Consider the following 22,064-nt stretch of genomic DNA (forward strand, 5'->3'; position numbering starts at 1 on the left):
GGGGCTCGTCGCCCTTCGCCTGGGTGGAGTTCTCGGTGCACTGCTGGTTCTGCGGCGCGGAGAGGATCGGCACGTCCTGGGCGACGGTGACCGGCACGACGCCGACCAGCGAGGCCAGGTTCGCCTTGGCCGGCAGGCCGATGCAGGGCTTGTTCAGCGAGCCCTGGATGAGCGCCATCTGCGGGCTCATGTTGCCGTACGTGGCCTGGTTGCCGTAGACCTGCTCGGCGCCGTTGCCATTCGTCGTGGTGACGCCGTTGTCGTTACCGATCGCCATCGCCGGGGCGGCGACGGCAGCCGAGGCTCCGACGACGGAAGCGGCGACAGCCGCAGCAGCCATAACCTTCTTGATCACTTCATGATCCCTTCTGGAGTAACCCCGTCCACCGGAGCGACCTGAACAACTGGCACCGGGCCGCATGGTTGCTCCGATTCACTCCAATGGCCCAGATGAATCCAACCGGGTGAAGACACGCAACCATTCCGGCCCACCCCGGTTGATCGGGGAGCAGGAATTGTGTCTCTGCCAGGAAAGGACCGCAGAAATGCTCAAGAAGGCAATGGCTGCGACGGCTGTCGCGGCTTCCGTCGTCGGCGTCTCGGCGACGGCCGCCCCGCAGGCGCTGGCCATCGGCAACGACAATGGCGTCACCACGGTCAACGGGAACGGTGCCGAGCAGGTCTACGGCAACGCCAAGACCACCGGCGACATGAGCCCCCAGCTCTCGCTCGCCCAGGGTGACCTGAACAAGCTGTGCCTCGGTGTCCCGGTCAAGGCCAACGCGGCCTCGCTCGTGGGCGTCCTCGTGCCGGTCACCGTCCTCCAGGACGTGCCGATCCTGTCGGCCGAGCAGAACCAGCAGTGCGCCGAGAACTCCACCCAGGCCAAGGGTGACGAGCCGCTGTCGCACATCGCGGACAACATCCCGGTGCTGTCGGGCAACGGCGCCATCGGCAGCTGATCGTCCGTCAATGAAGCGGCCAGGGCGGCCCGTACGGGAATTTCCGTACGGGCCGCCCTCGGCGTTTTCCGAAGTTGTCTTCCCGCTGCCTTGCCTTGAAGAGAAGCGTTTCTGCGTCGGTGCGGCCATCGCGTCAATTAAGTGCCGACGATCGAGTGAATTGTCAGGTGACACGCGTTCTTCAGTTTCTTCCTGTGTCTATCCCTCGTTTCACAGGCTGCAGGTCATGGTGCGAGCCGCCCAAGCTGTGCTCGCTCGGTTTCGGCCGTCATAGGGCATGACCGCAGAGAAGGGAACGTTCATGAAGAAGAGCGCTGCTGTTGTCGCTGGTGCGATCATGGCTCTCGGTATGGCCGCCCCGGCCTTCGCCGACGCGGGTGCCGAGGGTGCCGCCGTCGGTTCGCCGGGTGTCCTCTCGGGCAACGTGGTCCAGGTTCCCGTGCACATCCCCGTCAACGTGTGCGGCAACTCGATCGACGTGATCGGCCTGCTGAACCCGGCGTTCGGCAACACCTGCGTCAACGACTGACGACGTAACGCACCAGCCGTTCCGGCTGTGTCACGGCCGGCCTTGGACACTTTCCTGTTCCAAGGCCGGCTTTTTTTCCCACTTCTTCAAGCAGGAAGACAACGAGATTGCGACAGACCCTGGGTAAGGGAATGGTCGCGGCTGCCGCCGCGACAAGCATTCTGTCCCTGTGCGGCAGCCCCGCCATGGCCGAGACGTACACGGCCGGCGCTGCCAAGGATTCGCCGGGCGTCCTGTCCGGCAACAGCCTCTCTGTCCCGGTCGACGCGCCGGTCAACGCCTGCGGCAACTCCGTCGACGGCGTGTCCGGGCTCAACCCGACCTTCGGCAACTCCTGCGCCGGCGGCAAGGAATCGCACCGGCACAGTGAGCACACCGGACACCACCGGTGGGCCGAGCAGGCCTACGACGACTCCGACGACTCGGGCTACGGCTCCGGGGACGACTCGGGGTACGGCTCCGGCGATGATTCGGGTTACGGCTACGGCGAGCACTCCGGCCACGGCTACGGTGACCACTCGGGTTACGGCTCGGGCGATCACTCGGGCTATGGCTCGGGAGACCACTCGGGCTACGGCTCCGGTGACTCGGGCCACGGCAAGCCGGAGGACTGCGAGGAGACGCCACCCCCTCCGCATGGCGGTGACCATCACACGCCTCCGCCTACGGGTGGGGATCACCACACGCCGCCTCCTACTGGCGGTGACCACCACACACCTCCGCCTACCGGTGGGGATCACCACACCCCTCCGCCCACTGGCGGTGACCACCACACCCCGCCCCCGACCGGCGGGAACCACACCCCTCCGCCCACGGGTGGGGATCACCACACCCCGCCCCCGACCGGCGGCAGCCACACGCCTCCGCCCACTGGCGGCGACCACCACACCCCGCCCCCCACGGGTGGAAACCACACCCCGCCTCCGCAAGGCGGCGACCACACCCCGCCGCCTCCGCACGGTGGGAGCCACACCCCGCCGCCCGTTCTGGCGCACACCGGCAGTGAGGCCATGTTGGCCACTTCCGCCGTCAGCGCCGCGTTGATCGCGGGTGGCACGATCCTCTACCGACGAGGCCGGGCAGCGACCCGTAGGTAATGCGCACGGGGTGCCGGACGTCACCGCCCGGCACACCCGCGCCGCACTACGCGGTCAGCGTCGTACGAAATCCAGTGCGCCGCGCCGCCCCGGCGCCGGGATCATCCCGCCGCGCGGCTCCGAGTTCAGCCGGCGCCGGACTCCCCGGACCAGCGCGCCCGCCGTGAACGTGGCGCCGTGCACGAAGCGCATCGCCGGGCCGAAGCCCGAGGCCGTCAGCAGACCCGCCATGAAGAGGCCCGGGAGCGAGGACTCGAAGTCCCGGCCGACCTCCGGGGAACCGTCTCCCACCGTGGCCAGTGATCCCCGCAACTCGCTTGAGAGCAGCCCGAGTCGGCCGGTCGTCGCCTTGAACCCCGTGGCCGCGATGACGTGTTCGGTCTCCAGGGAGCGTGTCCCGCCCGCTCCGCTCACCGTCTCCAGGCGTACCCCGCCGGGCACCAGGTCGGCCGCCGCGACCTCGTGGCCGAGCAGTACCTCCACCGCCGGTTCGAACCGGTCCCGCACCCACCAAGCACCGGCCGGACCAAGGGCGTTGGCTGCGATCCTGGCCCGGGTCGACTCCGGGAGACGGCGGAAGAGGTCGGGGCGTTCGGCGTAGAACCAGTTGCGCCAGCCGGGGCCCAGGCCGCTGTGCGGGGAGCGGGCCTCCTGCCACCACGGGCGCTCCCAGGCCGGCGGTACGTCGTTCCAGTACAGCTCGTCAGCGCGCGCCAACACCCTTACCCGCGTGCCCTGTTCGGCGAGCAGGGCGGCCGTCTCCAGCGCCGCCTGGCCGCCGCCGATCACTGTGACGTCCTTGTCGCGGAAGTCGTCCAGCGCGCTGTGGTGGCTGCTGTGCGAGACGAGGGAACGGCTCAACCCCCGTAGCGCGGACGGGATTTCGACGAACGGCATGACACCGACCGCGAGGGCGACGGTCCGGGCGTGCAGCACCGTGCCGTCGTCCGTCACCGCCTCGAAGCCGCCGGGCACCGGTGCGATCCGTTCCACGGTCCGCTCGTCCACCTCGGGCACGGCGTTGCGGGCGAACCACAGTCCGTACGAGGCGAACATCTCGACCGGGATCGGCTCGCCGTGCCGGGACTCCACGCCCTGGGTCGCGCAGTACGCGTCGAGCGGCCAACGGCCTTCGGGATCGGACAGGTTGGAGGCCCAGGGTTCCGACTTGAGGAACATGCCCCGGGGCATGTGGTCGCGCCAGGACGCCATGGGCCGGCCGAAGACGCGCAGGTTCAGCCCGGCAGCCGCGGCGTGGGACGCGATGGACAGGCCGTACGGGCCCGCGCCCACCACCAGCAGGTCGTACATCAGCAACTGCTCGCTTTCTCGTCGTCGGTCAACTTGGTCAACTTGGTCAACTCGGCCTGTTCGGCGGGCTCGTCGAGCGGGCTCGTGCTCGACTGCCGCACCACCCGCGTCGCCGCGCGCGGCGGCACCGGTCCGCCGCCCAGTCGCTCCCGCAGCTTGCGGAGCACATGCCCGGCCCACAGGCCCCACATCGCCCGGCCCGGTGCCCGGTCGTCCGGCGCGTACCAGGCCAGTTCGCGTCCGGCGGGGGCCGGCCGCAGCGCGCTGAGCGGCGCGTAGTTCTCCACCACGAACGAGCGCCCGGGGCGGGGCGCCCCGTCCGGCAGCGGACGGTGGGTCAGGTCCAGGTGCAGCGCGCGGACCACGTCGAGGCCCGCGCTGTCGGTGAAGAGCCGGAACTGTGCGCCGGGCCGCGGGTTGAAGTCGAGCAGGTGGTAGCGGCCGGTCGTGCCGCAGAGGCGGAAGTCCAGGTCGAAGATGCCGCGGTAGCCGAGTTCGGCGGTGAGACGTTCGGCGAGCGCCTGTACCTGGGAGTTGGGCGTCCAGCGGCCCACCGCCGTCAGGCCCGCACCGCGGGGCCAGGCCCGCTGCTTGCGGCCGGGGCCGCCGCCGCGCACGGCGCCGGTGCGATCGACGTAGCCGTGGAAGAACCAGTCGCGGTCGGGCCCCGGGGGCAGGAACGACTGCAGCAGCAGTCGGCTGCCCGCTTCCTCGGCGCGCAGATACAACTCGCGTGCCTCCTGCGCGCTGTGCACCACCACCGTGCTGCGCAGCCCGGTCCCGCACGGCACCAGCCAGGGCCGGCTCCACTTCGCGACCACCGGCAGCCCCAGTTGCCAGGCCGCGCTCGCGGCCTGCGCCGGGCTCTCCGGGATCAGCGTCACCGGGTGCGGGATGTCGGCGCTCGCGCACACGGCGGCCAGTTCGGCCTTGTCGGCGACCCGTTCGGCCAGTGCGCCGGGCTGCTGCGGCAGCAGGTAGGAGGGCGCGAGTTCGTCGCGCAGCCGGCCGACGGCGACGGCGCTCGCGTCGTCCATCGGGATCAGTACGGCGGGACGCGCGATCCGCGCGGCCACCCGGCGCAGCGTGACGGCGATCTCGGCCAGGGACGCGCCGGGCGCCGGCGGGGGGTGCATCTGGCAGACAAAGCGGGAGCTGCGTACGGGACTTCCGGCGGAATCGGCGACCACATGCACCTCCACTCCCGCCCTGCCGAGCGAACGCACGGCCCCCAGCGTTCCGTGGTGAAAGGGATTCCGGTCGATCCGCAACAGAACTGCGGGGACACGGATGTCGAGCAGCGACACGGACTGTTTCCTTCGGTTCGGTTCACCCACGCGGGCGACAGGGACACTCAAAAGCCGTAACGGCGGTGGCGTAATTCATATTCGTATGACTGAGTGTCAAAAAGAGAAACGAGAACACGAGAGTGGAGAGAGGAGCAGGCATGGCCCCACAGCAACGACGGTCCCGGACCGGACGACTGGCCTTCGTCGCGGCTACGGTCGCCGCGTCGGCGGCACTGGCGTCGGGTCCCGGGTTCGCGGCGGGGGCGGAGGTGGCGCGGGCCACCGACCCGCCTGCTCCCGTGACCACCGCGCCCACGACCACCGTGCCCGCCACGCCTACGACCACCGCACCCGCGGTCGCCGTGCCCACGACCCCGGCCGTCGTCGCACCGGTGAAGACCCCCGAGCCGAAAGAGGCGCCGGCCTTCGGTGCCTTCCTCGACTCCGGTGCCCGTGGTGTGGCCCGGATGGCCGCGCTGAGCAGCTGGTTGGGCGGTGCCGAACTCCGCGTCGGCCACACCTACCTGCCCGGCAACCACTGGAGCGACATCGAGGGCGCCCCCGGTCTCCTCGACGTGTGGGCGGACTGGCGCACCGAGAAGACCGACCGGATGCTCGTCCTCAACGTGCCCATGCAGGAGCACAACGAGGACGGGGTCTCCGACTGGCAGGTCCGGCGGCTGCTCCAGCTGGGCGCGGCCGGTCAGTTCGATCAGCACTTCAAGGCTCTGGCCGAACGGCTGGTCGACCTGAAGGTGCCGGACACGGTGATCGTGCTCGGCTGGGAGATGAACGGCACCACGTACACCTCTCGCTGCGGGCCGGACCCGGAGGCCTGGAAGAAGTACTGGAACAGGATCGTCACCACGATGCGCTCGGTGCCGGGCCAGAAATTCCGGTTCGACTTCACTCCGAGCCGCGGTCGGGACGCCGTTCCCTGGACGCAGTGCTATCCGGGGGACGACACGGTCGACATCGTCGGAATGGATTCGTACGACCAGCCTTCCGGGCTGACGTTCGACGAGCAGGTGAAAGAGCCCTACGGACTCCAGGAACACGTGGACTTCGCCAAGTCCCACGGCAAGCCCATTTCCTATCCTGAATGGGGACTCTTCCGCAATGGCGACAACGCGGAGTACATGAAGCGGATGCTCGCCTGGATGGACGAGCACAAGCTGCTGTACAACACCGTGACCGACTACTGCCCGCACGGTGTGTGGCAGTGCTCCCAGAACCCGAAGTCGTCCAAGGTCTACCGTTCGGTCCTGTTCGGCCGCACGGAGGACCCGACCCCGGTCACTCCGGTGCCGACCACACCCACGACACCCACGACCCCGGTCACCCCGGAGCCGCCCAAGCCGACCACGCCTCCCACCCCGACGCACCCGGCCAACTGCTCGCCCGTGGAACTCGGCGACTGGGTCGAGTACTGGCTCGGCGGGAAGCTGTGCGTGAAGTTCGACTGGTGGCAGCGCGACCGCTGAACCAGAGGTGGCGGCGGGCCGCTCACGGTCCGTCGCCACCGCGTTCCCTCCACTTCCGCAGTATCGCCTTGCCCTGCCGGCGCGCGGCGACATCGCAGACGACCGCCGTCATCAGCGGCGCCGTGCGCCTCCGGGCCAGCAACAGCCGCTGGTTGAGCACCGGTTCGGGCCGCCAGTGGTGCTTGTACGGCTCGTTGCCGCGCAGCAGGCTGAGCGTGCCGGGCCCGTCGGTGCCGGTGTGCTCGGCGCACGCGTCGAGCAGCATCACCGCCACGTCCGCCTTCCGCTCCCGCAGCCGCGGATGCGCGCCGTAGAGATACCCGCCCGCGAGCCGCCGCGACAACAGCGTGAGGTCTACGGCGACCACGTCCTCGTCGAGCCGGAACTCGGTGACGACGGCGTCCCCGGAACGGACCATCGGCCCGACCGAGCGGACCAGGTGTTCGCAGAACCGGGTCTGGAGATGCTCGGACGTCACCTTCCGCCCCTGCCACTGGAGTTGATGCAGCTCCAGCAGCCGCCGCAGTGCTCCGTCCACCTCGTCGGGTCGTACGACAGTGCGCTCGACGCCGAGTGCGGTGAGCTTGCGGAGTTTGGCGCGGACGCGCTGGGCCTTGGAGGAGGGGAGACGGGCGACCAGTTCGTCCATCGGTACGGCGGGGAGCTCCAGGCACAGCGAGTCGTGGACGCGGCGGCGGGGGCCGTGCCAGCGGTCGTAGACGCGCTCGACCGCGCCGCCGGGCCGCACCTCGCGGAAGTCGATCAGCGCGGTGCGGGCGGCGGACGCGAGGGCCTCCGTCAGTGCGGCGACCGCCGGGTCGCCGTGGTCGTCGTCGAGCAGGACGTCGCCGTAGTCCGAGATCGCGCCGCCGAGCGGGACCAGCGAGGAGACCGGGCGGCGGACGAGCATCAGGGGTGCGGCGGCGACGAGTTCGCGGCCGTCGCGCACAACGAGCAGGCGCAGTCGGCCCGTTCGGCCGTACGACAGCCACCAGGAGTGCAGCCAGGCGTGGCTCTGGAAGGGGGTCGCCGCGCCGCACTTCTGGTACAACCGGCCCCAGGATTGGGCCAGTTCGGCGAAGGCCTGGGCGTCGGTGACGAGTTCGGTCGAGTACACCGGTGTCACAGGACGTCGGCCGCGGTGGCCGGGCTGGGCACGGAGGCCGGGCGGCCGGTCTCGTCGGTGGTCCGGCGCGGCCGTACCAGGAGCAGCAGGCCGCCGAGGAGGCCGCCCGCGCTCGCGCCGACCAGACCGGTCACCGCGGCGGAGGCCGAGGAGGGCCCGGCCGGCTTGATCGCCCGGGCGAAGGTCTGGAGTTCGACGTGGGTCGAGTCCTTCGAGTCGTTCGCGTGCACGGTCAGCGAGCGGGACACCGCGTTGGCCATGTCGGCGGCGAGGTCGGCGCGGGAGGAGACGGCTGTGACGGCGACCATCGGCGCGTCCGGCGAGGTCGCCGTCTGCACGCTCGACTGGAGCGTCTTCACCGGGACGCCCGCCCACACCTGCGCGTCGCCGAGCACCGCGAGCTGGGTGGCGACCCGGCCGTAGGCCTGCGCGAAGCCGAGCGCGGTCGAGGAGTCGGCCTTGTCGGTCGGTACGGCGATGACGTAGCTGGTGGCCGTATACGTCGGCGGCTTGGCGAGGCCGTAGCCGGCGCCGAGGAGTCCGCCGGTCATGGCGCCGGCCGCGAGGAGGGACCAGGCCGGAAGGGTCTTCGCGCGGGCGAGCGGTCGGTGCTGTCGGATCTCGGTCATGAGGAACTGGCTCCCTGGGGTGCGGGGGACGGCGACGAGGTGGAGACCGCCGCGTACACGTCCATGAGTTGGGCGGCGCTGCGGGTGATGCAGTAGTGGTGGGCGGCGTCCGGCGCGGTGCGCGGGCGCGGGCCCCGGGCGCGGGCCGCCGCCAGCGCGCGGGCGAAGACCTCGGGGCCGCCCTGGACGCGGAGTGCGGTTTCGGCGGCCTGTGGCGGGAGGTCCTCGACGGCGGGGCAGGAGGCGTAGAGCACGGGCAGCCCGGCCGCCAGACCCTCTACGACGGCCAGGCCGAAGGCCTCCTCGGGGGACGGCGAGGCCAGCAGGTCCATCGCCGCGGTGAGGGAGGGCAGGTCGGGGCCGGGGGTGCCGTCCGGGACGTAGGGGCGTTCGCCGGTGAACAGCACCCGGTCGGCCACTCCGCAGTCGTGGGCGGTGCGGCGCAGGAGGTTCTCCTCGGGGCCGCCGCCGACCAGCAACAGCCAGTAGTCGGAGGGGAGTTGGGTCAGGGTGCGGATCAGGACGTCGAAGCGTTTGCCGGCCGCGAGCCGGCCGATGCCGCCGACGACGTACGCGTCCTCCGGCAGGCCGAGGCGCTGGCGGGTGCGCAGCCGTTGGACCGGGTCGAAGCGGAAGCGGGGCAGGTCGATGCCGTTGGGGACCACTTCGATGCGTGGGCTGGGCACGCCCCACTGCTTGAGGCGTTCGGCGACCGTGGGGGAGACGGCGACCGTGGAGCGGCCCAGGCGTTCGCTGGCGAGATACAGGGCGCGGACCCCGGTGTTGAGGCCGCGACCCTCCATCTGCGAGTCGCCCAGGGAGTGTTCGGTGGCGACGACCGCCTTCACACCCGCGATCCGGGCGGCGAGCCGGCCGTAGACGCAGGCGCGGTAGAGGTGGGTGTGGACCAGGTCGTAGCCGCCGTTGCGGATGATTTTGACCAGGCGGGGGAGGGCGGGCAGGTCGCGGTTGCCGGTCATGCCGAGGTGGTGGACGCGCACCCCGTCGGCCGTGAGACCGTCGGCGACCGCGCCCGGGTTGGTGAGCGTCACGACATCGCAGTCGACCGGCAAGTGGCGCAGCAGCAGCCGGAGTTGCTGCTCGGCGCCGCCGATGCCGAGCCCGGTGATGATGTGCAGGGCCTTCATGCGGGACCCTCCACCGGACGGCGGCGCAGGCCGTGCAGCCGGTACTTGAGGAAGAGGCGGACGGCGGTGTCGTTCTGGCCGATGTGCACGCGGGGGAAGGCGTGTTGGCCGTTGAGGTCGCAGGGGTCGATGGCGCAGGCGTAGGTGTAACCGGCTTCGCGTACGGCGGCCACGGTGCGGGCGTCGATCGTGCCGTACGGGTAGCAGAAGCCGTCGACGTTCGTGCCGGTCAACTCGGCCAGTACGGAACGGCTTTCGGCGACTTCGGCCTTCAGGGTGGCGTCGTCCGCCTTGGTCAGGTCGACGTGGGTCAGGCCGTGCGAGCCGATCTCCATGCCCTCGGCGGCGGCTCGACGGATGCCGTCCGCGGTGAGGAGCGGTTTGCGCGGGCCCAGCGGGTCCCAGGAGTTGTCGCCGCCGAGCCTGCCGGGCAGCACGAAGAGGGTGGCGCCGCAGTCCCAACGGGCCAGCACGGGAAGGGCGTTGTCGACGAAGTCGGCGTAACCGTCGTCGAAGGTCAGCCCGACCAGACCGTGGCCCTCGCCCCGGGCGCGGGCGGTGAGCAGCTCGGCCATGGACACGCCCCGCAGACCGCGCCGGCTCAGCCAGCGCAGCTGCCGGTCCAGGCGGTCGGGGGTGACCGTGATGTGGTAGGGGTCGTCGGAGCAGTCGCCCACGGAGTGGTACATCGCCACCCACGGGACCGGGCCCGTGACGCGACTGCCGGTGGTCGGGGAATCAGCGGGAGCGGCCATGCGGGAGCCTTCGTGTGACGGAGCGGACGGATTCCAGTGCGGGTGCGAAGCCCTGGGCGTCCAGGGCCCAGCCGAGCAGGACGAAGACGACGGTGACGGTCGTGCAGCCGACGGCGAGACCGGGCAGCGGTGAGGGCATCGCGCGGGCGGCGAACGCCCCGGCGACCGTCGCGACCGCCGCCGCGCGCACCGGCCGGGTCAGCTCGACCAGGACCTGCCGGGTGCGGATCGGGACACTGCGCGGGCCGCTGCCGCACAGCAGGAGTACGGCGGTGACGGTGATGCCGGTGGCGTTGGCGGTGGCGATGCCGATGACGCCCCAGGGACCGACCGTCCAGGCACCGATCCAGGAGGTCACGACGATGCCGGCGGCCATCGCGCCGACCGGGAACCAGGTGGGGCGGCCCGCCGAGAAGTACGAGCGGACCAGGACACCGACCAGGGTCTGGCCGAGCAGCCCGAGCGCGTACACACGCATCACGCCGGCCGTGGCCGCGGTGTCGTGGGCGGTGAACGCGCCCCGCTGGAAGAGGAGTTCGATGATCTGCGGGGCACAGGCGATCACCGTGGCGGCGCCCAGCAGGACAAGGCACGCGGCGAGCGCGAGGTCCCGCTCCACCCGGTTGCGGGCCTTCTCCGTGTCGCCCTCGGCGAGCGCCCGCGCGACCACCGGGAAGGTGACCGTGCACAGCATCAGCGACAGCACCATCGGCATCTGGGCGACCTTCTGCGCGTAGTTCAGATGCGAGATGGCGCCGGCCGGGAGGTGGGAGGCGAGGAAGCGCTCGATGAGGACCTGGGACTGGCGGCAGAGTGCGAAGAGCAGCACGGTGGCCATCAGGGCGAAGTTCATCGGGCGGGGGGCCTCGGTGGTGCCGTCGACGCCGGTGTCCGGTGCCGTCGGCTTGTGGCTCCTCAACTGGCTTACCAGTGCGGGCAGTTGGGTCAGCACCATCAGGCAGCCGCCCGCGGCCACACCGAGGGCCGCCGACCGTACGCCCCAGTGGGCACCGAAGGCGTACATCCCGGCGATGATGCCGATGTTGTACGCCACGTAGATCGCCGCCGGTGCCACGAAACGACGGTGGGCGCGCAGGGCGGCGCTGCAGTAGCCGGCGAGGCCGAAGCTCAGGACGCAGGTCGCGGTGATGCGGGTGCAGCTGACGGCGAGCGCGGGGTTGGGCAGGCCGGGGGCGAGGGCCTCGACCAGGTAGGGGGCTGCTGCGATGAGCAGTGCCGATACCGCGATGAACGCCAGGGCGAGGCGGGGGAGGGTGGCTCTTACCAGGGTGCGGACGGGGTCGCCGGGGGCGCCTTGCGCTCTGTGGGCCAGCGCCATGCTGAACGCCGGGATCAGGGCGAACGCGAGGCCGTCCTCGATGAGGAGGGTGGCGGCGAACTCGGGGACGGTCCAGGCGACGAGGAAGGCGTCTGTTTCGCTGCCGGCGCCGAAGAGGCGGGCGAGGGACTGGTCTCTGGCGAGGCCGAGGAGGGAGCCGGTGATGGAGAGGGCGGCGGTGATGAGGGCGGCTTTGGCGAGGAAGCGGCGGGACTCGGGGGCCGGGGTGACTTCTGGGGAGGGGGACGGGATGAGGGCGGTTTCGGTGGGTTGTTGGGTGCTGCGCCGTTGGGGCTGGTCGCGCAGTTCCCCGCGCCCCTTTGGGGCGCTACCTGTCACCGTCATTGGATCCCGGCCTCTGCCTTGATCGCGCGCACCGGAGCCGCAACAGGAAGCTGCTCCTCCTCCCTGTTCGCCCCCACCAGCGACCACCACGCCGCCACCCCGAACACCACCGCCGTCAGGACTGTCGACGGGCCGCCGATGTCCGCGTACATGAAGTCGATCAGCTGCCAGATCAGGAGGCCTGAGGACACCAGTGCGCAGTCGACGCCGGGCTGGCCGGTGCGGTGGGTACGGAAGAGGCCGCGCAGGGCGCACACCAGCAATGCCAGCCAGCTGCCGGCCAGGGTGAGGAGGCCGATCAGGCCCTGTTCGCTGAGGACCAGGAGGTACATGTTGTGGGGGGAGAGCAGGGGCTGCTTCAGGTACCCGGCGCCCGCGCCGTCGGTGTCGCTGCCCGAGGAGAGGGCCAACGAGGCGTTGCCGTCGCGGTGTTCGGGGAAGCCCTTCAACCCGACGCCGGTCAGCGGGTGTTCGCGCCACATCGCGGTTGCCGCCGCCCACATGGTGTACCGGTCGATCACCGACTGGTCGGGGGCGTCGGTGACTTGGGTGATGCTGCTGATCCGCTCCTGGAGCATCGCCGAACCGACCCCGAAGCCGCCGACCAGGACCACGCCCGCCGCCGTCACGGCCGCGGCCACCTTCAGTGCGCGCCGCAGTCCGGCCAGCGCCAGTTGCAGCGCGCAGGTCGCGGCGGTCGCGATCCAGGCGCCGCGGCTGAAGGAGAGGGCGAGGGGGACGAGGAGAGCGAAGGTGCATGCGGCGGCAACTGTCCGTTGCCGTACGTCCTTTCGGCCCAGGCCCAGTGCCAGCGCGAGCGCGCAGATCAGGCCGAAGGACACGACCGTCGCCATGCCCATCACGTCGGTCGGTCCGAAGGTGCCGACGGCGCGGATGTCCTCGCCCTGGTAGGAGGCGCCGGTCGCGGTGACGTACTGCTTGACGCCGATCGCTCCCTGCCACAGGGCGAGGGAGACGAACGACCAGGCCAGCACGCGGAAGTCGCGCCGGTCGCGGACCAGCAGCACGACCGCCGCCGGGACGAGGACGAAGATCTGGAGGTAGCGGCCCAGGCCGCTCAGCCCCGCCCCCGGCGAGGACGCGCCCATCGCGGCGATGGACAGGCCCAGGACCGGAAGTCCCATGACCACCATGGCAGTTGGGGTGAGTGGACGCCTGCGCTCGCGGAGCAGCCGGATCCCGCAGTACAGCACCACCAGCCCGGAGACCGCGTCGGCGGGACCCGCGCCGCCCGCGCCCGGGGCGAGCGGCAGGCCGAGCAGGGCGATCACGGCGATGACCGGCAGGACCGGGGCGAACGTGCGCAGGCGGTGGTTCACGGCTCAGCTCCCCGTCGGACGTACGAGCGCGGTCGCGGTGCGGGCGAGGATGCAGATGTCCTGCCACAGCGACCAGTTGTCGATGTACGCGTTGTCGAACCGGCAGCGGTCCTCGATCGAGGTGTCGCCGCGCAGCCCGTGGATCTGGGCGAGGCCGGTGATACCGGTCTGCATCCGGTGGCGGGCCGCGTAGCCGGGGTAGGTCTGGCTGAACTGCGCGACGAAGTAAGGGCGTTCGGGGCGCGGGCCGACCAGGCTCATGTCGCCCCGGAAGACGTTCCAGAGCTGGAGCAGCTCGTCCAGCGAGGTCTGCCGCAGGAAGCGGCAGAAGCGGCTCATCTGGTGTTCGCCCGCGACGCTCCAGCGGGTCGCCGCCTCGTGCTCGTCGACCGGGCGGTGGGTGCGGAACTTGAGGAGTGTGAAGGGGCGGCCGTCCTTGCCGATGCGTTCCTGGCGGAAGACGACGCCGGGTCCGTCGGTGAGGCGCAGCACCGTCGCGCACACCAGGAGGAGGGGGCTGACCAGGAGGAGCAGGATCCCGGACACCAGGACGTCCAGTGCCCGCTTGCCGAGGCTGCCGCGCCTGCGGGAGCCCAACTCCAGCCGCCGGCAGGCGAATCCGGCGAGCTGGTCGCGCATCTCGTACGAGGGCGAGTCCGCGTCGACCTCCCAGACCACGCAGCCCGACTCCGCCAACGCCCGCAGCAGCGGCCCGCGTTCGGACCGTACGGAGGGATGCACGGTGAGAACGGCCCGGACGCCGTTCTGGATGAGGGCGCGTTCGACCTCCTCGCCGGTGGTCAGCACGGGCAGGCCCTCGGTGCCGTCGGGGCGGTCGGCGACGATGCCGATCGGCTCGACCCCGCACCCAGGGTGTCGTAGCACCGCTGCCGCGACGCGTTGCGCGGTCGTCGCCGGGCCGATGACCAGGGCGGTGCGGGGGTGGTTCAGCAGGGCCTTGCGGCGGCGGCGGTGGACCGCGCCGCGGGCCACGCAACCGGCCGCCGACTGCAGGGCGAAGCCCAGCAGCAGGGTGCGCGGGGACAGGGCGCGGTCGGGGGCGTAGGCCGCGGTGAGGGTGCCGAGCGCGAGCCAGGCGACGGCGATCCGGCCGCAGACGGCGGGCAGTTCGTCGAGGACACGCGGTACGGCGCGGGGGAGGTGCGGGCGCAGCAGTATCGAACCGGCGATCAGCAGCGCCACCAGGAGCGGCCGGCGCTGGCCGCCGGTCAGCGCGAGGGCGCCGAGGAGGGCGGCGGCGAGGTCCGCGCCCAGCAGCGGCAGCGGTGAGGCCGGGCGCGCGGGCGGTCGGCGGACCGGGAACCGGAAACCGCCGCCGGTGCGCCGGGGGATGACCGAGACGTTCGAGGATCCGTGGTCCCGTGGCTGTCCGCCGGGGGAGGGGACGGTGCTTTCCGCAGTCACGAGTGGATGGACTCCCTGCACTCGGTGGGCACGACGGACGTGTCCTTCTGTTTCGCCTCCGGGGCGCCGAGCAGTTCGCGGTATACCCCCGCGACCGCCTCGGCGGAGTGCCGCACGTCGTGCGTGGACTGGACGTACCGGCGTCCCTGGTGGCCGAGGGACTCACGCAGCAGCGGGTCGAGCAGCAGTTCGGCGACGGCCCCGGACAGCACCGCCGGGTTGTCGGCCGGGACGAGGCAGCGGGGCGCGAGTCCCGGGGGCAGGCTCTCGCGGGCCCCGGCCACATCGGTGACGACGACGGGCCGGCCGCAGGCCATCGCCTCCAGCGGGGCCAGCGCCATGCCCTCCCAGCGCGAGGGCAGCACCACCAGGTCGGCCGCCTGGTACCAGGGCACGGCATCGGCGACCGCGCCCGCGAACAGCACCGATTCCGGGGCGAGTTGACGCAGTGCGGCCCGGTCGGGTCCGTCGCCGACGAGCACGAGCCGCGCCGTCGGCACCCGCCGGACCACCTCGTCCCACGCGCTCAGCAGGACGTCCTGGCCCTTCTGCCGGCACAGCCGCCCCACGCACACCACCAGCGGCGCCGCCGGATCGACCCCGGCGAGCTGCTCGATCCCGGCCCGTACGGTGTCCACGGGGGCCGGGTGGAAACGCTCGGTGTCGATCCCGTTCGGGATCACGCTCCAGCGGCCCCGGACCCCGGCCCGCAGCCCGGTCGTGCGCTCCGCCTCGCTCACGCACACCGTCCGGGTGGCCCACCGGGCGCCCCAGCGCTCCCAGCCGACGGCGAGCGCGGCGGTGACCCCGCCGACCGCCTCGAACGACCAGGCGTGCGGCTGGAACACGGTCGGGATCCGCCCCCGCACGGCGAGCCGCCCGGCCAGCCCCGCCTTCGCGCTGTGCGCGTGCACCAGATCGGGCCGCACCTCCGCGACCACCCTGGCCAGCCGCCGCACCTCGGAGACGAGCGCGGGACCCGGCGACCGCGTGGCCTGCCACCGTCGTACGTCGGCGCCGAGCGCCCTGATGCCGTCCGCGAGGGAGCCGCCGTCGGGGCAGGCGACCGTGACGTGCAGGCCGGAGGCGAGCTGGGCCCGCGTCAGATCCGTGACGACCCGGGCGACCCCGGCGTCCACGGGCTGGGCGAGGTGCAGGACCCGTGGCCGAGGGTCGGTTGCTGGCTGGTGCATTGCGCGGTTTCCTCGCTCACGGGTGGCGCTCGGGACTGCGGGCGGGAACGCGCCTCACTGCTGGGCGTCGACGGCGACGAAGAGCGCCCCGAACCACGCCGCGTCCCGCTGGGAAACGAGCCGGAAGGCCAGCTGGTCACCGCCCGGCCGCAGCGCCTTGCCGAGATCGAACACATCGGAGTCGTAGCCGAGCGTGTTCGCATACGCGGGCGCACGCTCCGAAGGCGCCGCCCCCGGCTCGCTGATCGTGGAATTCAGCACGTCGTCACGGGGATTGGCACCGTCACCGAGCGGGACGGCGTTCGTACGACCGGTCGAGAGCGTGAGCGAATCCCCGGTCCGGCCGCGATCTCCGTTGTACGCCACCACGCCCGCGCGTCCCCCGGCGTGCGCGGGCGTGCGAAGCGCGCGCAGCCGGATCTGCGCGCCGGTAGCGGAGTTCAGCGCGTCGAACCCGTCCCACAGCTCCAGCCGGCGCAGCGGCTCCTGTGGCTTCTCGTACGCCACGACGAGCGTCCAGCCGCCCCACGCGCCGGCCGCCGACTGCCCCATCGCGGTGTTGACCTGGGCCACCGTGTAGCTGCCCGAACCACTCTCCCGGACCAGCTTCGTGACGTCCGCCGAGGCCTGGAACGCGTCCGCGCCGCCCGCCACCCGGTGCCCGACGACGGTGTCCGCGAGCACGTCCCGGTACTCGCCGCCGGGCTCCGCGATCAGCACCCGCCCGTTGTCCTTGGGCGGCTTCTGCTCGCCCACCCGGAGGTTGCCGCCCCAGTACAGGCGTGCGTACGTGGCCCGGGCGCCCTCGGGCAACCGGACCTCGGCGCGGGAGGAGTTGTAGGTGTTCGGGTCGTGGTCGACGTCGACGTAGAACATGTCGAAGTCGCCGTTGACCGCCTTCTGGCCCTCACGTGCGGAGGCGCAGGCGGCCGTGTCCGTACGGCAGCTGATGGAGGTGTTGGCCGCGCGGACGAAGCCGCCGTGCTGGAGGGCCCGGTAGCGCTGGGCCGGGGGGATGCGCTCCGTCTCGGCGGCGGACGGGGCGGAGGCGCCGGAGGCGGCCGGGGCCCAGATCGAGGCGAGGGCGAGGGCGCCCACCGACGCCCGGCGCAGCAGCGGACCCTGGGAATTGCGCATGACCGGCGGTGCCCTTTCGGGAAGTACGGCCCCTATATGCGATTTGCTGGCTATAGGGGTACTTCGGGAGGTGCGCAACTCTAGTAGCTATCCGGATTAATCAGGCGAAACGTGACAAGTGTGTCGGAATGGTGAAGTTCGGCCCTGTGGGACATCACCCCATTGGCGGCACAACCCCCGTGGGTGCCGCGCGTTGACACAGCGCCGGGCATCCCCGCCCGGGTGTTTGTTTCAACCCCAAGGAGCACCTCTCCATGTCGCGTATCGCGAAGGGCCTGGTCCTGACCTCCGTTGCCGCCGCCGCCATGGCGGGCACCGCCGGCATCGCCGCCGCCGACAGCGACGCGCACGGCGCCGCCGCCCACTCCCCGGGCGTGCTGTCGGGCAACGTCGTCCAGGTTCCGGTTCACATCCCGGTCAACGTCTGCGGCAACACCGTCAACGTCATCGGTCTGCTGAACCCCGCCTTCGGCAACACCTGCGTCAACGACTGACGTCCGCGCGCATCCCTTCGGCCGGCCGTTTCCCCGTGGTCCTTCCACGGGGGGACGGCCGGTTGGCGTTGGGGCGGTCGCGCGGGGCGTTGCCCCGAATGGGCGGTAGCGGCAGCGGCCCGGCGGTCCGGTCTTGACATGGCCCTCACCAGGCACGACGTCGTCCGTACGACTGACGGACGGTCACCCGGCGCGATCGACCGGTTGCAGATGGTGGTGAGCGCTTTCACGGTGGGCTCAAGATCTCAAAGCACCACCGAAAGGAACACCCCATGCGTGGTCTGCCCGCACGGCGCATCGCGTCCTCCGTACTCTGTGCCACCGTCCTGATCGGAATCGCCGGCCCCGCCGCCGTCGCCGCCGACAACGACTCGGCGCGGAAGCACGTCCACGCCGCGTCGAGCGTGCCGGTCCCTGGAGCCGACGGGCTGCTCGCCCAGGTCAAGGGTCTCGGTGACGTCGGCAGCGTGCTCACCCCGGTCACCGACCTGCTCACCCAGGTGCTCAAGGCCGACAACGGTCAGCTCTCCGCCGACCAGGCGCAGAAGCTCGCCGACACCGTCAACGAGGCCGTCGCCAAGATCACTGCGGCGGCTCCGGCGGCCCCGGCCGTGCCCGCGGCTCCGGCTGTTCCGGCGGCTCCCGCTGTCCCGGCCGTACCGGCGACGCCCGCGCTGCCGGCCACCCCGGCGCTGCCTGCGACGCCCGCCCTGCCCGCGACTCCCGCCCTCCCAGCTCTGCCGAAGAGCGGTGACGACTCCAAGGGCAAGGCCAAGGCGCCCGCCGACCTCGCCGGGGACGCCCTCGCCTCCCTGCAGAAAGCGGTCGCCACCCTGCTCGCCGCCGTCACCTCCGGCGATGTCGGCGCGGTCGTCCCGGCGGTCACCGGTGTGGTGACGGGCCTCGTCAACGTGGTCGCGGCCACGCTGCTGGGCGGCGGGCTGCCCGCTCCGAGCCTGGCCGGTCTGCCGGCGCTGCCCGCGCTGCCGTCCACGTCCGCACTGCCGTCCACGTCCTCGCTTCCGGCAGTGCCCGCGGCGCCGGCCCTTCCGGCGGTTCCCGCGCTGCCGGGAGTGTGACGCGAGCGGTCGTAGAAAAGCCGTTGGGCCGGTCCCTTTCCGGGGCCGGCCCAACGGCCTTTTCCGCCGCACGTCCCTTTCATATGAGGATGGGAAACGCCGATGAGACACACTCCGCATTCGGGTGGGGGCGCAGAAAGTTTCTGCGCACGGGTTTCCGGCCCGGCCGGAACTCGTTACACACGGCGACAGAATTCCCTCTGGTGACATGAGTTGCCGAAGAAAGGAACACGATGAAGTCCCTGAAGGCTGCCGCTGTCGTTGCCGGGTCCGTCGCCCTCGCCGGTGCCGCCGCGCCCGCGTTCGCCTACAGCCCCGCCGACGTGACGCCCACCAGCCTCACCGGCGCCGTCAACACCCTCACCAGTGGCCGGATCCAGCCCGTCGACGTGATGCCGCTGCAGCACCAGTCGGACGCGCTCGACACCGAGAACAAGCAGTCTCCGCTCAGCACCGTCAAGGGTGCGGCCGGCGCGCTGAACCAGCACAACCCGCTGCTCGGCGGTCTGCCGCTGCAGGGCTGAGTCCCGCCGGTGGTGTTCGAGGGGCGTCGCGAGGCGTCCCTCGTTCGTGTGGCGGGTCGACCGTGCCATCGGCCGGACGGGTGAGAACGCGTCCGGTGGCCTTCCGGCCCGTCGATAAGGTCGCGCGGTGACCTCAACCTCAAGCGAAACGCGCCCCTTCCGCGTCGCCGACCTCGGCACCCTCGTCGTCCTGGCGTGGAGCGGCGAGGCCCCCGACGGGGACATGCCCTACCTCCTCGCCTACACCCTGGGCGACGCCGCGGACGGCCCCGAGGCCGCGAGTGCCGCGGTGGAACGACTGCTGACCGACAACGGACTCCCGGTCGGCGGCGACGTCGTCGACGGAGCCACCCGGCCCAGCCTGCCGATCACCATGCTCGTCGAGTCCGGGCAGGCCGTCCTCAACATGCCGCAGCTCAACGCCCAGTGCGTGCCGCCGCCCGAGTGGCTCGCGGCGGTCGGCGAACGCGCCTTCGCCTACCTGGTGTTCACCACCCGCCCCTGGCCCGAGGCCGAGCCGGGCAAGCCCGTCACCCCCGAGGCGCTGGCCGAGTTCGCGGGCGCCGAGGAGACCCTGACCGCCGCCGCGCACGTGGTCCTGCCGGCCCGCAGCCTGCGCGGCTGACGACCGGACAGCGGGCGGGAACGCCGGTTCCGGCCCGCTGACGGTAAGCCGGCTCCGGCCCGCTGATGGGAATTCGGGAAAAGCTGACTACTGCGGCACTCGGGGGAATCTTGAACTGGTCTCCTTCCCGGGATCGTTACCCGGTCAGCACAAAGAGCCTCAGAACGCAGAGCCTCCGAATTCCGAAAGGGACCGTACTCACGATGAAGTCGACCACCCGAGGAACCATCGCCGCCGTCATCACGGCCGTGGCGGCCGCGACCGGCGCCGCCGCCGCGACCCCCGCCGCCGCGCTCGGCACGGTCCCGGTGCCCGTGCCGCTGGAGGGTGCGGAGAGCGCCCTCGGCATGGAACTCCCCAAGCTGGGCGGCGAGATCCCGGTGCCGATGCCGGGCACCCCCGAGGGCCCGCGGTACGTCGAGGGCCGGCTCATCCCGGAGCACGCGCTGCCCCAACTCCCGGTCCACGGCGGCCTGCCCGGTCTCGGCCTGCGCGCCCCGCTGCCGCACGTCCTCGGCGACGGCTTCGACCACATCGGCGTCAGCACCCCCGCCTCGGACCTGCGCACGCTGGCCCCGGGCCTCGCCCTGGACGCCCCGCTGACCCCGCCCAACCCCGACAACTTCGGCCTCCCGGACCTGAAGGCACCCCAGGCGGGCGTCCTGGCACCGGTCCTGCAGACCGTGCCGGGCGCGGACCTGGTCACGGGGGCGGGCCTCTAGGGCCGTAGCGCGGGAGCGCGGACGGTCGTACGGCTGGAGCGAACGCGGCCGGAGCACGAAGGTGGACATGGGCCCGGGTGGTGCGACCCGGGCCCTTCCGCATGTCATGGGTGCTTTCGGACGGTGACCGGGCGGGGTGTCGGACGGTTAGCCCCTCGAACGGTCGGAACGGACGAGGGAGTTGGACCATGAGCGTGAGCGTCGGTGGAGTATCAGTGGGCCGGGAGCCGGTCAGACCGGGGTCGGCGCGCAGGACGCGGCGGGAGGCGCTGCGCGGGGCGTTCGGTGCCGCGCTCGCCGTGGCCCTCGTGCCCGTCGTCGCGGCCTCCCGGCCCACCCGCTCCGGTGAGGATCCCGGGGACACCGCCTTCGACGAGACGTACCGGGGCCGCCGTATCCGCGGTGTGCTGAAGGGCAGTTGGCAGGTGACGGTCGACGGCCGGCCGCTGCATCTCATGCGGCGCGCCGACGGCACCTGGCTGAGCATGGTCGACCACTACCGCTCGTATCCCACCGCGCTGGAGGCGACCCGCGCGGCCGTCGACGAGCTCAGCCCCGGCCGTGAACTGCGGGAGGCGGACGGACAGATGGGGCAGATGCACATGGGGGGAGACCATGGCGTACACGCGTAAGGACGTCAGCACACTCACCGCCGGCGAGAAGCGGCGGTTCGTGGCGGCGATGCTGGAGATCAAACGGCGGGGCGAGTACGACGAGTTCGTGCGTACGCACATCGAGTTCTTCGTGCCCGACGGGGAGTACGGACTGCGCTCCGCGCACATGGCGCCCTCCTTCCTGCCCTGGCACCGGCAGTTCCTGCTGGACCTGGAGCGGGCGCTGCGCCGCGTCGACTCCTCGGTGACGGTGCCCTATTGGGACTGGACGCGGGACCGCAGCCCGAGTGCCCTGCCCTGGACGAAGGACCTGCTGGGCGGTACCGGGCGGCGCTCCGACCACCAGGTGACGACCGGGCCGTTCGCCTACGCGGCGGGCAACTGGAAGATCACGGAGAACATCACCGACGAGCCGTACCTCACCCGGGACCTCGGCCGGGCCGGTGCGCCGATCGCGCTGCCGACGAAGAACGACCTGGACGGAGCGCTCGCCGACCCCGTCTACGACACCGCGCCCTGGGACTCGACCTCCCGCACCGGATTCCGCAACCGGCTCGAAGGGTGGGGCACCGGGTCGGGCAGCGCGTCCTGGCGCAACCACAACCGGGTCCACAAGTGGGTCGGGGGCGTGATGCTCGGCGGCGCCTCCGTCAACGACCCGGTGTTCTGGCTGCACCACGCCTTCATCGACCTGCAGTGGTCCCGCTGGCAGAACCGGCACCGCGGCGCCCGCTACCTCCCGGCGAAGCCGCCCGGGCCGGGCGACGACCAGGAGGGGCGGATCGTGGCACGGCAGCAGCGGATGCCGCCGTGGGACGTGACACCGGAACAGCTGGAGGACGTCAGCAGGATCTATCGCTACGGCTGACCGGTCGCGGACACGGGGAGAGCCCCGGC

23 protein-coding genes are annotated in these 22,064 nt (G+C 71.8%); 11 read left to right on the forward strand and 12 right to left on the reverse strand.

The window, feature by feature from the left end:
• Nucleotides 1–355, reverse strand: a 355-nt coding sequence (locus OC490_RS13010; protein ID WP_262058055.1) for a rodlin, incomplete at its 3' end; no start/stop codon positions are given.
• Between the two features lie 190 nt (nucleotides 356–545).
• On the opposite strand from OC490_RS13010, the gene OC490_RS13015 reads away from it, so the two are divergent.
• The 3 genes from OC490_RS13015 (at nucleotide 546) to OC490_RS13025 (ending at nucleotide 2,588) form a co-directional block, all read left to right on the forward strand.
• Entirely contained in the window at nucleotides 546–962 is a 417-nt protein-coding gene (locus OC490_RS13015; protein WP_262058056.1) for a rodlin, read from the forward strand.
• 301 nt (nucleotides 963–1,263) lie between these two features.
• Nucleotides 1,264–1,491: a chaplin ChpD gene (gene chpD, locus OC490_RS13020; RefSeq protein WP_033284615.1), complete on the forward strand. Its 228-nt coding sequence runs from the start codon at nucleotides 1,264–1,266 to the stop codon at nucleotides 1,489–1,491.
• Between the two features lie 107 nt (nucleotides 1,492–1,598).
• Nucleotides 1,599–2,588, forward strand: coding sequence for a chaplin family protein (locus tag OC490_RS13025; RefSeq protein WP_262058057.1), 990 nt, complete (start codon nucleotides 1,599–1,601; stop codon nucleotides 2,586–2,588).
• A 54-nt stretch (nucleotides 2,589–2,642) separates the two neighbouring features.
• On the opposite strand, the gene OC490_RS13030 is transcribed toward OC490_RS13025, so the two are convergent.
• Together OC490_RS13030 and OC490_RS13035 are read right to left on the reverse strand one after the other, a co-directional pair.
• Nucleotides 2,643–3,899: a lysine N(6)-hydroxylase/L-ornithine N(5)-oxygenase family protein gene (locus tag OC490_RS13030; protein ID WP_262058058.1), complete on the reverse strand. Its 1,257-nt coding sequence runs from the start codon at nucleotides 3,897–3,899 to the stop codon at nucleotides 2,643–2,645.
• Nucleotides 3,899–5,206 (reverse strand): ATP-grasp domain-containing protein, encoded by a 1,308-nt coding sequence (locus OC490_RS13035; protein ID WP_262058059.1) that lies wholly within the window; start codon nucleotides 5,204–5,206, stop codon nucleotides 3,899–3,901. The genes OC490_RS13030 and OC490_RS13035 overlap by 1 nt, the downstream gene beginning before the upstream one ends.
• Nucleotides 5,207–5,346: 140 nt before the next feature.
• On the opposite strand from OC490_RS13035, the gene OC490_RS13040 reads away from it, so the two are divergent.
• Nucleotides 5,347–6,672, forward strand: coding sequence for a glycoside hydrolase family 26 protein (locus OC490_RS13040; protein WP_262058060.1), 1,326 nt, complete (start codon nucleotides 5,347–5,349; stop codon nucleotides 6,670–6,672).
• 22 nt (nucleotides 6,673–6,694) lie between these two features.
• Here the strand turns inward: OC490_RS13040 and OC490_RS13045 are convergent, their stop codons facing one another.
• The 9 genes from OC490_RS13045 to OC490_RS13085 are packed head-to-tail and all read right to left on the reverse strand — an operon-like array spanning nucleotide 6,695 to nucleotide 17,109.
• Entirely contained in the window at nucleotides 6,695–7,789 is a 1,095-nt protein-coding gene (locus OC490_RS13045; RefSeq protein ID WP_410098613.1) for a GNAT family N-acetyltransferase, read from the reverse strand.
• Between the two features lie 5 nt (nucleotides 7,790–7,794).
• Entirely contained in the window at nucleotides 7,795–8,427 is a 633-nt protein-coding gene (locus OC490_RS13050; protein WP_262058062.1) for a lipopolysaccharide biosynthesis protein, read from the reverse strand.
• Nucleotides 8,424–9,575, reverse strand: coding sequence for a glycosyltransferase (locus OC490_RS13055; RefSeq protein WP_262058063.1), 1,152 nt, complete (start codon nucleotides 9,573–9,575; stop codon nucleotides 8,424–8,426). Before OC490_RS13055 ends, OC490_RS13050 begins: the two co-directional genes overlap by 4 nt.
• Nucleotides 9,572–10,330 carry a polysaccharide deacetylase family protein gene (locus OC490_RS13060; protein WP_262058064.1) on the reverse strand — a complete coding sequence of 253 codons (759 nt, stop codon included), beginning with the start codon at nucleotides 10,328–10,330 and terminating at the stop codon, nucleotides 9,572–9,574. The genes OC490_RS13055 and OC490_RS13060 overlap by 4 nt, the downstream gene beginning before the upstream one ends.
• A complete protein-coding gene (gene murJ, locus OC490_RS13065; protein WP_262058065.1) occupies nucleotides 10,314–12,014 on the reverse strand; it encodes a murein biosynthesis integral membrane protein MurJ in 1,701 nt (566 codons plus the stop codon). Before murJ ends, OC490_RS13060 begins: the two co-directional genes overlap by 17 nt.
• A complete protein-coding gene (locus OC490_RS13070; protein WP_262058066.1) occupies nucleotides 12,011–13,354 on the reverse strand; it encodes an O-antigen ligase family protein in 1,344 nt (447 codons plus the stop codon). Before OC490_RS13070 ends, murJ begins: the two co-directional genes overlap by 4 nt.
• Nucleotides 13,355–13,357: 3 nt before the next feature.
• Nucleotides 13,358–14,779, reverse strand: a complete 1,422-nt coding sequence (locus tag OC490_RS13075; protein ID WP_262058067.1) for an exopolysaccharide biosynthesis polyprenyl glycosylphosphotransferase — start codon at nucleotides 14,777–14,779, stop codon at nucleotides 13,358–13,360.
• Nucleotides 14,776–15,972, reverse strand: coding sequence for a glycosyltransferase (locus OC490_RS13080; protein WP_262058068.1), 1,197 nt, complete (start codon nucleotides 15,970–15,972; stop codon nucleotides 14,776–14,778). Before OC490_RS13080 ends, OC490_RS13075 begins: the two co-directional genes overlap by 4 nt.
• A gap of 54 nt (nucleotides 15,973–16,026) precedes the next feature.
• Nucleotides 16,027–17,109 (reverse strand): DUF3344 domain-containing protein, encoded by a 1,083-nt coding sequence (locus OC490_RS13085; RefSeq protein WP_262058069.1) that lies wholly within the window; start codon nucleotides 17,107–17,109, stop codon nucleotides 16,027–16,029.
• Between the two features lie 254 nt (nucleotides 17,110–17,363).
• Here OC490_RS13085 and chpG point away from each other — a divergent pair, with 254 nt between their 5' ends.
• The 7 genes from chpG to OC490_RS13120 all read left to right on the forward strand — a co-directional run bounded on the left by chpG (nucleotide 17,364) and on the right by OC490_RS13120 (nucleotide 22,035).
• On the forward strand, nucleotides 17,364–17,603 hold the full coding sequence (gene chpG, locus OC490_RS13090; protein ID WP_019065678.1) for a chaplin ChpG: 240 nt from the start codon (nucleotides 17,364–17,366) through the stop codon (nucleotides 17,601–17,603).
• A 272-nt stretch (nucleotides 17,604–17,875) separates the two neighbouring features.
• Nucleotides 17,876–18,682 (forward strand): hypothetical protein, encoded by an 807-nt coding sequence (locus OC490_RS13095; protein ID WP_262058070.1) that lies wholly within the window; start codon nucleotides 17,876–17,878, stop codon nucleotides 18,680–18,682.
• A gap of 233 nt (nucleotides 18,683–18,915) precedes the next feature.
• The gene (locus OC490_RS13100) at nucleotides 18,916–19,206 is read left to right on the forward strand and encodes a hypothetical protein (RefSeq protein WP_019065677.1); all 291 of its coding nucleotides are present in this window, start codon (nucleotides 18,916–18,918) and stop codon (nucleotides 19,204–19,206) included.
• A 127-nt stretch (nucleotides 19,207–19,333) separates the two neighbouring features.
• Complete coding sequence (locus tag OC490_RS13105; protein ID WP_262058071.1) at nucleotides 19,334–19,831, forward strand: DUF5949 family protein; 498 nt, start codon at nucleotides 19,334–19,336, stop codon at nucleotides 19,829–19,831.
• A gap of 203 nt (nucleotides 19,832–20,034) precedes the next feature.
• Nucleotides 20,035–20,553 carry a hypothetical protein gene (locus OC490_RS13110; protein ID WP_262058072.1) on the forward strand — a complete coding sequence of 173 codons (519 nt, stop codon included), beginning with the start codon at nucleotides 20,035–20,037 and terminating at the stop codon, nucleotides 20,551–20,553.
• A gap of 188 nt (nucleotides 20,554–20,741) precedes the next feature.
• Nucleotides 20,742–21,185 carry a tyrosinase cofactor gene (locus OC490_RS13115; protein WP_262058073.1) on the forward strand — a complete coding sequence of 148 codons (444 nt, stop codon included), beginning with the start codon at nucleotides 20,742–20,744 and terminating at the stop codon, nucleotides 21,183–21,185.
• Entirely contained in the window at nucleotides 21,169–22,035 is an 867-nt protein-coding gene (locus tag OC490_RS13120; RefSeq protein ID WP_262058074.1) for a tyrosinase family protein, read from the forward strand. The genes OC490_RS13115 and OC490_RS13120 overlap by 17 nt, the downstream gene beginning before the upstream one ends.
• Nucleotides 22,036–22,064 lie beyond the last annotated feature (29 nt).

Source organism: Streptomyces sp. STR69 (assembly GCF_024519455.1).
In the GTDB taxonomy this organism is placed as follows: Bacteria; Actinomycetota; Actinomycetes; order Streptomycetales; family Streptomycetaceae; genus Streptomyces.